Origin of the sequence: Longimicrobium sp., assembly GCF_036280135.1 — a bacterium.
Taxonomy (GTDB): domain Bacteria; phylum Gemmatimonadota; class Gemmatimonadetes; order Longimicrobiales; family Longimicrobiaceae; genus Longimicrobium.
This window is the reverse complement of sequence record NZ_DASURI010000419.1, coordinates 1-10,479: the sequence shown is the minus strand read 5'-3', so window position 1 is coordinate 10,479 and position 10,479 is coordinate 1. Positions and strand designations below refer to the sequence as shown.

Here is a 10,479-nt window from a genome sequence, read left to right as displayed (position 1 = left end):
CCGCACTTCCTGTTCAACACGCTCAACTCCATCAGCGAGCTCGTCCACCACGATCCCCCCGGCGCCGAGCTGATGATCGCGCAGCTGGGCGACCTGCTGCGGATGACGACGGACGGCGCCGTGCGGCAGGAGGTGCCCCTGGCGCGCGAGCTGGATTTCGTGGGCGCGTACCTGGAGATCGAACGAACGCGCTTTCACGACCGTCTCACCATCGTGCGGCAGGTCGACGACGACGTGCTGGACTGCGTGGTCCCCAACCTGGTGCTGCAGCCGCTCGTGGAGAACGCCGTCCGTCACGGATTGAGCCCGCGCGTGGCGCCCGGAACGCTCACCATCGCCGCGCGCCGCGTGGACGACCGCGTGCGCATCACCGTGCGCGACGACGGGCGCGGGCTGCCGCCGCCGGACGAGCGCCGCGAGCGCGTGGGCATCGGCAACACGCGCCTGCGCCTGCGGCAGACGTACGGTGACGCGCACCGCTTCGAGCTGGCCGACGCGCCCGGCGGCGGCACGCTGGTGCTCATCGAGATCCCCTACCGGCCCGCCGGCGCGGAGCACGAGCCGCGCGCCGTTCCCCCTGCCCTGACGACCGCATGAAGATCCGCACGCTGATCGTGGACGACGAGCCGCTGGCGCGCCGGCGCCTGTCGCGGCTGCTGGACGAGGAGCCCCAGGTGGAGGTCGTGGGCGTGTGCGCCAGCGGCCGCGAGGCCGTGGAGGCCATCCGCCGCGACCGGCCCGACCTCGTCTTTCTGGACGTGCAGATGCCGGAGCTGGACGGGTTCGGCGTGCTGGCCCAGGTGGGGGCGGACAGGCTGCCCGCCGTCGTCTTCGTGACGGCGTACGACCGCTACGCGCTGCAGGCGTTCGAGGTGCACGCGCTGGACTACCTGCTCAAGCCCTACACGCCCGCCCGGCTGAGCGCCGCCGTGCAGCGCGCCGCGAAGCAGCTGGCCGCGCCGGGCGCGGAGGCGGGGCGCCTGGCGGAGCTGCTGGAGCACCTGGACCGCGAGCGCCGCGCCCTGGCCCAGCAGCTGGAGGGCACGGCCGCGCCCGCGCCGGCCGCCCCGCCGGCGCCCGCGCACACGGGCCGCCTGCTGGTCAAGGAAGGCGAGCGGATGTTCTTCGTACCCGTGGAGCGGGTGGACTGGCTGGAGGCGGAGGGCAACTACGTGCGCCTGCACTGCGGCCGCGACGCCCACCTGGTGCGCGCCACGCTGGGCGGGATGGAGGAGCAGCTGGATGCACGGCGGTTCACGCGCATCCACCGGTCCACCATCGTGAACGTGGACCGCGTGAAGGAGGTGCGTCCGTGGTTCGCGGGTGACTACGTGGTGCTGCTGCAGGACGGGACGGAGCTGCGATTGAGCCGGCGGTACCGGGACCGGCTGCTGTGATCCGGGGAACGGCGGGGGACAGGGGACAGGTTACAGAGCACAGCCTGCAACGGCGGACGAACAATCCGGCATCCGCGAACATCTCATCCACGTCCGGAGAACGGCGTTGACTCCGGCGTTGCCGACCCCGGCTTCGGTGGAGCCCATGTAGCTTCATCCTGAGGGAGCGCCGCGCGTAAACGTGAACACACGCAGGACTTTGGCGCGACCGAAGGATCTTGTGTGCGAAACCGGAGGCAGACTTCCTGCGCGGAGGCCGCCGCAGAGTTTCGCGGACAAGATCCTTCGTCGCCGCCAGGGCTCACGTACGGACCGGGATCACGCGGCGGCTCCTCAGGATGACGCGTTCGAGGCGCGAGGGCACAGGGTTGGGAACCCCCCGCAGAAACCAAATTCGCCACGCATTCCAGGCGCCGCGCACGGAACTCGCCCGTGCAGTCCGCGAAGGCGGACTTTGTGCCGTTCCAGCGGCGAATTCATTCGCTCCTGGCTCTCGGACGATGCATTCGACACGTGCGGTTGCCACCCCTGGCGGATACACACGCTTCCGTGATACCGTAGCAGGCGAGACGGCGCGGACGTGACGCGCCGCGCAGAAACAACGGAAGAAGATCGATGATGATCGGCAGGCAGCGCGCCGCCGCGGTCGTGGCGGCGCTTCTCGCGTCCAGCGCGGCGGCGGCGCAGGACACGGCGGATTCGGCCGTCGCCGTGGCGGCGGAGGACAGCACGTGGCGCCAGCACGCGCAGGCTGGCGAGGCCGCGCGCATCGCCGGCGACTGGGGCAACTGGCGCTACCACCTCGTCCGCATGCGCGAGGCGGTGGGCTACCATCCGTCCATCGTCTACAGCCTCGCCCGCGCCGACGCGCGGTTGGGCCGCACGGAAGACGCGCTCGCGTGGCTGCAGACGTACGCCGCCACGGGCCTCACCCGCGACGTCGCCACGGACTCCGCGTTCCTGGAACTGCGCCAAGCGCCCGGCTGGGCCGCCGTCGCGGAGCGCATCGCCGGCAACGCGCGGCCCGTCTCCGGCGCGCAGCCCGCCTTCGCCCTGACGGATTCGGCGTTCCTGCCGGAGAGCATCACGTACGATCCGCGGACGCAGCGCTTCTTCCTCTCAAGCATCCGCCACGGCGGCATCACGGCGTACACGCCGGCGGACGGCACCTTTCGCGAGCTCGTCCCCGCCGGACGCGACGGTCAGTGGGCCATGCTCGCCCTGGCCGCGGACACCGCGTCGCGCACGCTCTGGGCGACGACGGCCGCCATCCCGTTCTACGGCGCCTACACCGCCGCGGACAGCGGCCGGTCCGCCGTGCTGGCGTACGACCTGGACTCCGGCGCCCTTCGCCGCCGCTGGGACGCGCCCGCCGGCGGACGCCACCAGTTCGGCGACATGGCGCTGGCCTCCAACGGTGACGTCTTCGTCTCGGACGCGGACGAGGGCGCCGTCTACCGCATCGCGCGGGGCACAGGCGAGCTGGAGGAGTTCGCGTCCGGCGGGTTCGCGTCGCCGCAGGGGCTGGCGGTGTCGTCGGACGGGGCGCGCGTGCTGGTGGCGGATTACCTGCTGGGCATCGCCTCCATCGAGCGAGAGAGCGGCGAGGTGACCTGGCTGCCCGTGGCCGATTCCATGGCCGTGAGCGGCATCGACGGCCTGGTGCGCGTGGGCCACTCGCTGATCGCCGTGCAGAACGGCGTAGCGCCCAAGCGCGTGATGGAGCTGCGGATGGACGAGGCGGAGACGCGCATCACCGGCTGGCGCGTGATCGAGTCGGGCACGCCGGTGCTCACGGAGCCCACGCACGTGGTGCTGGTGGGCGGCGAGGTGTTCTTCATCGCCGACAGCGGCTGGGACCGCCTGAACCCGGACGGCACGATCAAGCCCGGGATGGTGCTGGAGCCCGCCCACGTGCTGCGGACGCGCGTCGGACCGTAGGCGCACGGGACTCCGCGGAACCAAGACAGACGGAGCGCACCCGTAGCACGCATCGCGACGGACCGGGCGCGGACCATAGCACGGATCGCGAGGAGCGGGCGCGAGACCGGTAGCACGCATCGCGACGGAGCGGGTAAACCCGCCGCTGGGACTGCGGTAAGCCCCGTCTCGCGCTGACGCGCTCTGCGAACGGGGCTTCAACCGCCAACGGCGACGGTCACCCGGCGGGAGGCATGCCCCACGCCCGGGCCGATCCCGCCCTGTACCGCATCCTCCAAGGACGTTGATTTCCTGAGGGAGGCGCCGCGGATTCCCTGCCGATCGCGGACCTTTGGCGCCGACCGAAGGATCTTGCCCGCCGTGCAAGGATCCGGCGCCATGGTGAAGTCCGTGCCATGCGTAGGAGATCCTTCGGTCGCGCGTACAGGCTCGTGAACGGTCGAAGTCCACGCGTGCGCTCCCTCAGGAAATCAACGCTCCCGCCATTCGCGCAGGGTTAGTCGCGATCCCAACGAGAAAAGCGGCGGCACCCCGCCCAGGGTGCCGCCGCTTCGTCATCACTTCCGCACGAACGCACTACCGCACTCACGCACTCGCCATCACGCGCAGCCGCAGCCGGACGCGCGGACCGTCTCGTCCTCCATGGCGATCTCGGCGGGCGTGGGCTGGAACGCGCCGGGCGACAGCTCCAGCATGCGGCGCAGCGACCGCTCGGCGCGCGTGCGCACGTCCTCGTCCAGCACCAGCTCGTGCTGCTGGTGGTCCAGGCACCACGCCAGCTTGGCCAGCGTGTTCACCTTCATGTTGCCGCAGATGGCCGCGCCGGAGAGCGGCACCAGCGTCTTCTCGGGGAAGCGCGCCTTCATGCGGTCCACGATGCCGCGCTCCGTCCCGAAGATCACCTCGTCGTTCTGCTCGGCGATGTCCACCATCTTCGCCGTGGACGCGATGACGTCGGCCTGGGCCAGCAGGTCCGCCCGCGCCTCGGGGTGGATGACCACGAGGGCGCGCGGATGCTTCCGCTTGGCCTCGGCCAGCTCGTCCAGCACCAGGTCGTCGTGCACGTAGCAGTAGCCGTCCCACGCCACAATGCTCCCCGGCCGCACCTCGCCCTCCTCGCGCCCCGCGACCACGTACGGGCGGCCGCTCTTCTCGGCCGAGTAGCGCGCCAGGTTGCGGTCCGGCACGAAGAGGATCGTGCGGTCGGCCGGGATGCTGTTGACCACCTGCACGGCGTTGGCGCTCGTGCAGCACACGTCGCTCTCGGCCTTGACCTCGGCCGTGGAGTTGACGTAGGCCACGACGACGGCGTCCGGGTACTTCGCCTTGAGGCGGCGCAGCGCGTCGCCCGTGACGAAGTCGGCCATGGGGCAGCCGGCGCGCAGGTCCGGCATGAGCACCTGCTTGCCCGGCGACAGGATCTTGGCCGTCTCGGCCATGAAGTGCACGCCGCAGAACACGATGACGTCCGCGTCGGTGGCGGCGGCCTCCTGCGACAGCCCCAGCGAGTCGCCCAGGTAGTCGCTGACCTCCTGGATCTCCACGCGCTGGTAGTTGTGGCCCAGGATGACGGCGTTGAGCTCCGTCTTGCGGCGGCGGATGCGCTCGGCCAGCTCCTCGCGAGACAGGTGCGCGTACTCCAGCGGCGAACGCAGTACGTCGGAGATCTGGATCACGTCGGTCACCTCGCGAATGCGTCAGAGCCCGCCGCGCGGGCGGGCCCAAGTCGTTGGGATCGAACCAGTTGCCACCATCCGAAGCACGCTGCGCCCCCGGACGGCTATGAATCAAACGAATTCGCGCCGATTCCGCAATAGGCTCATCATGAGAATGTTACCCGGACACGTGCACGGACGCGAAAAAGCCCGCGGGACGCGTGTCCCGCGGGCCTTTTCGCCGTCCGCCGGGGCGGATCAGACCGTGAACGAGCTGCCGCAGCCGCAGCCGCCGCTGGCGTTCGGGTTGTTGAAGGTAAAGCCGGAGCCCTGGAAGGTGCTCACGTAGTCGATCTCGCAGCCGTTGAGGTACTGCAGGCTGAAGGGGTCCACGAACATGCGGATGCCCTCGGCCTCGAGCACGATGTCGTCCTCGCCGGCCTCGTCCTCGATGTTCAGGCCGTACTGAAAGCCCGAGCAGCCGCCGGGCAGCACGCCCACGCGCAGGCCGGCGCTGTCCGCCGCGCCCTGCTCCTCGATGTAGCGGCGCACCTCGGCGGCCGCCGTGGCCGTGAGGATGATGGGCGTGGCCGGGGCCTCGGTCTGGGTGGTGGCGGTCTGTGCCTGCATGGTTCCCCCGCTCTGTTTCTCGGGTAAAGGCGCGGTGCTCCGCGCATCTTCTTGTTTGCTAACGACTTAGTACCCGTTCCGATTCTGCAGGTTTCGCGCCCGCAACGGACGGAAGGGGATGCTGATTTCTAAGATAATCAACCACGCAACCCCTCACCACCTTTCCGTTTCGGCCAGGATCTTTTCCACGGCCTCCGAAAAGCCGTAAACGACGAAAACCCAGGGCATTCCGGCCGCTCCACCGGGGTCCGTCTCGGGCCCGCAGACCAGGATTCCGCGCCCCCCGAAGCGCCCCGCCGGCTGCACGTCGCGCGGGCGGTCGCCCACCCACCACGAGCGCGCCAGGTCCGCGCCGTGCTCCCGCTGCGCGCGCAGGTACATCCCCGCGCCCGGCTTGCGGTCCGCGTCGGGATCGCCGTCGTCCGCGAACGACGATGCGTGGTACTCGGCATCCAGCCGCGCGCCGTGCGCCGCCAAGTCCGCCACGAGCCGCGCGTGCACGGCCTGGTACTGCGCCTCGGTAAAGTATCCGCGCCCGATGCCGGACTGGTTGGTGGCCAGCGCGACCAAGAAGCCGGCCGCGTTCAGCCGCGCCACGGCCTCGCCGGCGCCGGGGTACAGCGCCACGCCGTCCGGGTCGGACAGGTAGTGCCGGTCCACGATGAGCGTGCCGTCACGGTCCAGGAAGACGGCGGGGCGCGGCGTCATCAATCCCACCACAGGTAGACGGTGTTGGTGCTCCGCATCTCGTCCGCGAGCGCCTCGATGGACTCCGTGCCCTGGTCCACCACGTCCGGGCAAAAGTCGTAGACCTCGTGCGCAAAGGCGAGCATGTCCTCCGGCGGGCGAACGAACTCGGCCTCCAGCCAGTCCATCGACGCGCTCGTCAGGCGCAGGCCGAACCGCGCGTCCCACTCGCGGATGCGCTCGATGACCTGGTCCGTCTCGATGTCGAAGTTGGCGCCGTTGGTCCCCATCACCCGCAGCGGGGCGAACGGGTCGTCCGCGCGGAGGACGGCGACGCGATCGATCTTTTGGCTGAAGTCGCGCTCGGAGCGAAAGGCCACGTACCCGGGCGCCACCCCGTCGCGCAGCGCATTCACGGCATCCACCGAATGTGCCTCCGGGATCGCGACGGTCAAACCGGGCGCCGGATACGGCGTGTACGTCTCCGGATCCAGCCCTTCCAGCGGTTGCAGGTCGCTGCCGTGCCCGCGCAGCAGGAGGGCGACGGCGGGGTCCACGCCGGCCTCGCGCGCGCGCTGAGCCTCGTCCGGCGTGAGCGAATCGGGCGCGCTGTTCAACGCCATGAATCGGGAGATGCGGATCGGGTGGACGCGGGATGCGGATAGGCGAATCTGCGCGGCTGCGCGGCGTGCGTCAACGCGGCAGAGGGCCCCCACCCGCTCGTCGACTCGCGACCTCCCCCGCTGCGCGGGGGAGGTGAGAACGGCAGCAGCCCTCCCGGACCGGACTACGGCGGATGGGGAAGCGTCCCCACAGGCGAGCAGCGGGCCTCCCGACTCTGCGTGGGACGTGGTGCGCGTATCCTTGGGGCAAGGGAAACACGCAGCCACGGGAGCGGACGATGTACGCCAGGAATGCAGCCACCCACCTTCGCCGGATCGCCCTCGCGCTGGGCGCGGCGGCGCTGTGCGCGAGCGACGCGGCCGCGCAGCAGGCGTCGCTGCCCTTTGCCCCCGGCGAGCAGTGCGTGTACCGCGGCAGCAACCGGCTGGGCCGCATCGGCACGGGGACCATGGCGGTGGAGGGGCCGGTGCAGGAGGGCGGGCGCCGCACGTACCTGCTGCGCTTCGACTTTCGCGGACGCGTGGGGCCGGCCGTCATCAGCGACCAGAGCCGGTCTTGGTGGGACCCGGCAGCGGCCGCCAGCGTGCGCTACAGCAAGCGCGAGCGCTCACCGCTGTCCAGCGTGACGCAGGAGGTGCGGATGGACCCCGCCACGCGCCGCTGGACGACGGCGGACGGCGAGGGCGGGCAGATGGCCACGGCGGCGCCGCTGGACGAGCTGTCGTTCATCTACTTTCTGCGCACGCTGCGCCTGGCGGACGGCGACTCGTACAGCCTTACGCGGCACTACCAGCCCGGCCGCAACCCCGTGACGGTGCGGGTGGTGGGCCGCGGGCGGATGCGCGTGCCGGCCGGCGAGTTCCAGACCATCGAGGTGGAGATGCGGGTGCGCGACCCCGAGCGCTACAACGGCGGCGAGGGCGTGATCCGGTTCCACCTGACGGACGACGCGCGGCGCATTCCCGTGCGCATCGAGTCGTCGATGCCCGTGGGCGGGCGCGTGGTGCTGTCGCTGCAGAGCGGCACGGGCGGATGCACCCCGGCGCCGGTGGCGATGGCGCGGCGGTAGGAGAGCGGAGGGGGCGAGGTTTGATGGACGGATGCAGAGATCAGGCGGATCGCGGAGCGCCCCCCATCCCCGACCCTTCCCCCATAAACTGCATGGGGGGAGGCACTACTGTCCGGCTGAGGTAAGTAGATAAACCTGTAACTCACAACCTAGCTGTTAGTTATCTCTCCAAACTAGCCGCACCGATTTGAACTCGCCGCCTCGTCGGCTGCACTCTGTCGCAACTTCACCGACAGGAGCAGCCGATGAATCTTGGCAGCACGATCTTCTCGCAGCTGATGGAGCATGCCTCGCGCTTTGCTCTGGACCGCTGCATTCGCCGGTACCGGGGCAACTACCGAGTCCGAAGCTTCTCCTGTCGTGACCAGTTCCTGGTGATGGCCTTCGCCCAACTCACCTATCGGGAGAGCCTGCGCGACATTGAAGCCTGCTTGGGCGCCGTTCCCGACCAGCTCTACCACATGGGCATTCGCGGGACAGTCACGCGAAGCACGCTGGCCGATGCGAACGAGAAGCGGGACTGGCGCATCTACGCCGACTACGCGCACGTACTCATCTCCGAAGCTCGGCGCTTGTACGCGGAAGAGCCGCTGGATCTCGCTCTGAAGCGCACCGTCTTCGCGCTGGACTCGAGCACCATAGACCTGTGCATCAGCCTGTTCCCCTGGGCCAAGTACCAGAAGCATGCGGGTGGGGTCAAGCTTCACACGCTGCTGGACCTGCAGGGCAGCATCCCCGCATTTGTCCGCATCACCTCCGGCAGCCACTCCGACGCGCGCATCCTGGACGAGCTTGAGTTCCAGGCAGGCGCGATCTACGTGTTCGATCGCGCGTACGTCGATTTCGGGCGCCTGTACCGGCTCGATCAGGCGAAGGCAACCTTCGTCACCCGCGCGAAAAGCAACTTCAAGTTCAAGCTCCGAAGCTCCGCTCAGGTCGATCGCTCGACAGGCGTGATCTGCGACCAAACGGTCGTGCTGAAGATTGCGGTCACGGCCGCCAAATATCCAAAGAAGCTCAGGCGCATCCGTTACAAGGATACCGAAACTGGCAAAGGATACGTGTTCCTGACCAACGACTTCTCCCTGCCGGCGCTGACGGTCACGCTGATCTACAAGGCACGCTGGAGGATCGAGCTCTTCTTCAAGTGGATCAAGCAGCACTTGCGCATCAAGGCCTTCTACGGCCGCAGCCCCAACGCAGTGAAGGCGCAGATCTGGATTGCCATCACGGTCTACGTATTGGTTGCGATCGTGAAGAAGCGGCTCAACCTTGCCCGACCTCTACACATTGCTGCAGATCCTGAGTGTCCACATCTTTGATCGAACTGAGCTACGACAAGCACTTTCTGGCCCTGGCCGCACATCTTACGAAGCGCCCGTTTCTAACCAGTTGCAGCTCTTCAACTTCTAACCGGACAGCAGTGTGGGGGAAGGGAGAACTTCATCTCGCGAGAAATGGATCGCGCCGGCAGCGGCCGGCCCCTCCCCGCCCATTCCTCGCGGAGACGGGAGAAAGACACGACGGGCGCGGATCAGCGGATCCGCGCCCGTCGTTTCGTACCCTGTACCTTCGTACCGTGGTTCAGCCGGCGGTGATGTTGAAGCCGGCGTCCACGTACATCGTCTCGCCCGTGATGCCACTGGACAGGTCCGAGGCCAGGAACAGCGTCGCCCGGCCCACTTCCTCCGTCTCCACGGTGCGCTTGAGGGGCGAGCGCTCGGCCGTGACCTTCATCAGGTCGCGGAAGTGCGCCACGCCGCGCGCCGCCAGCGTGTTGATGGCGCCCGCCGAGATGGCATTCACGCGGATGGCGCGCGGACCCAGGTCCACGGCAAGGTAGCGAACCGACGCCTCCAGCGACGCCTTGGCCACGCCCATCACGTTGTAGCCCGGCACGGCCTTTTGCGAGCCGTAGTACGTCATGGCGACGATGCTGCCGCCGTTGGGCATGAGCGGCGCTGCGGCGCGGCTGAGCGCCACCAGCGAGTACGCGCTGATGTCGTGCGCCGTGAGAAAGTCCTCGCGCTGCGTCTCGATGAAGGGGTTGGACATGGCCGGCTTGGGCGCGAACGCCACCGAGTGCAGCACGAAGTCCAGCGTGCCCCAGCGCTCCTGCAGCGCGGCAAAGACGGACGAGATCTGCTCGTCGCTGCGCACGTCCAGGTCGAACAGCGGCACGTCGCCACCCAGCGTGGCGACGGTGCGGGTGACGCGGTCGCGCATGGTCTCGCCCTGGTAGGTAAAGGCGAGCTCCATCCCGGCGGCGTGCAGCGACTCGGCACAGCCCCAGGCGATGGAGTTCTGGTTGGCGACCCCGACGATCAGGCCCTTCTTGCCGGCCAGCAGACCGGTGAGCGGCGAGCTCTCGGACATGGCTTCCGTTCGTGATGTATGTGATCGGCGATCCACCCCGCGACCGCCAGCGTTAGACGTCGTTTCGACATTGGTGCGGGCACCCAGCGGCGCCCCCTCC

Annotated in this window: 9 protein-coding genes and 1 pseudogene; 5 read left to right on the top strand and 5 right to left on the bottom strand. The window is 69.1% G+C overall.

Annotated elements, in window-relative coordinates:
• The 3 genes from VFZ20_RS13480 to VFZ20_RS13470 form a co-directional block, all read left to right on the top strand.
• Positions 1-597, top strand: a 597-nt coding sequence (locus VFZ20_RS13480; RefSeq protein WP_329684413.1) for a sensor histidine kinase, incomplete at its 5' end; no start/stop codon positions are given.
• Positions 594-1,397 carry a LytTR family DNA-binding domain-containing protein gene (locus VFZ20_RS13475; protein ID WP_329684412.1) on the top strand — a complete coding sequence of 268 codons (804 nt, stop codon included), beginning with the start codon at positions 594-596 and terminating at the stop codon, positions 1,395-1,397. The genes VFZ20_RS13480 and VFZ20_RS13475, both read left to right, overlap by 4 nt.
• A 615-nt stretch (positions 1,398-2,012) precedes the next feature.
• Positions 2,013-3,338, top strand: coding sequence for an SMP-30/gluconolactonase/LRE family protein (locus VFZ20_RS13470; RefSeq protein ID WP_329684411.1), 1,326 nt, complete (start codon positions 2,013-2,015; stop codon positions 3,336-3,338).
• Positions 3,339-3,937: 599 nt separating this feature from the next.
• Here VFZ20_RS13470 and nadA read toward each other — a convergent pair.
• From nadA to VFZ20_RS13450, 4 genes are all read right to left on the bottom strand, one after another.
• Positions 3,938-5,014 (bottom strand): quinolinate synthase NadA, encoded by a 1,077-nt coding sequence (nadA, locus tag VFZ20_RS13465; RefSeq protein WP_329684410.1) that lies wholly within the window; start codon positions 5,012-5,014, stop codon positions 3,938-3,940.
• A gap of 237 nt (positions 5,015-5,251) precedes the next feature.
• A complete protein-coding gene (erpA, locus tag VFZ20_RS13460) occupies positions 5,252-5,623 on the bottom strand; it encodes an iron-sulfur cluster insertion protein ErpA (RefSeq protein ID WP_329684409.1) in 372 nt (123 codons plus the stop codon).
• Between the two features lie 153 nt (positions 5,624-5,776).
• Positions 5,777-6,331, bottom strand: a complete 555-nt coding sequence (locus VFZ20_RS13455; protein ID WP_329684408.1) for an HAD family hydrolase — start codon at positions 6,329-6,331, stop codon at positions 5,777-5,779.
• Positions 6,331-6,933, bottom strand: coding sequence for a DUF4253 domain-containing protein (locus VFZ20_RS13450; RefSeq protein ID WP_329684407.1), 603 nt, complete (start codon positions 6,931-6,933; stop codon positions 6,331-6,333). Before VFZ20_RS13450 ends, VFZ20_RS13455 begins: the two co-directional genes overlap by 1 nt.
• A gap of 278 nt (positions 6,934-7,211) precedes the next feature.
• Here VFZ20_RS13450 and VFZ20_RS13445 point away from each other — a divergent pair, with 278 nt between their 5' ends.
• Entirely contained in the window at positions 7,212-8,003 is a 792-nt protein-coding gene (locus tag VFZ20_RS13445; RefSeq protein ID WP_329684406.1) for a DUF3108 domain-containing protein, read from the top strand.
• A gap of 245 nt (positions 8,004-8,248) precedes the next feature.
• Positions 8,249-9,416: pseudogene (locus tag VFZ20_RS13440) on the top strand (IS4 family transposase).
• A gap of 171 nt (positions 9,417-9,587) precedes the next feature.
• On the opposite strand, the gene VFZ20_RS13435 reads toward VFZ20_RS13440, so the two are convergent.
• On the bottom strand, positions 9,588-10,379 hold the full coding sequence (locus VFZ20_RS13435; RefSeq protein ID WP_329684405.1) for an enoyl-ACP reductase: 792 nt from the start codon (positions 10,377-10,379) through the stop codon (positions 9,588-9,590).
• Positions 10,380-10,479: the final 100 nt, after the last annotated feature.

Coding starts and splice junctions, on each gene's coding strand:
- VFZ20_RS13450 (WP_329684407.1), bottom strand. CDS start 6,933: ATGGCGTTGAACAGCGCGCCCGATTCGCTCACGCCGGACGAGGCTCAG.
- erpA (WP_329684409.1), bottom strand. CDS start 5,623: ATGCAGGCACAGACCGCCACCACCCAGACCGAGGCCCCGGCCACGCCC.
- VFZ20_RS13475 (WP_329684412.1), top strand. CDS start 594: ATGAAGATCCGCACGCTGATCGTGGACGACGAGCCGCTGGCGCGCCGG.
- VFZ20_RS13445 (WP_329684406.1), top strand. CDS start 7,212: ATGTACGCCAGGAATGCAGCCACCCACCTTCGCCGGATCGCCCTCGCG.
- VFZ20_RS13455 (WP_329684408.1), bottom strand. CDS start 6,331: ATGACGCCGCGCCCCGCCGTCTTCCTGGACCGTGACGGCACGCTCATC.
- VFZ20_RS13470 (WP_329684411.1), top strand. CDS start 2,013: ATGATGATCGGCAGGCAGCGCGCCGCCGCGGTCGTGGCGGCGCTTCTC.
- VFZ20_RS13435 (WP_329684405.1), bottom strand. CDS start 10,379: ATGTCCGAGAGCTCGCCGCTCACCGGTCTGCTGGCCGGCAAGAAGGGC.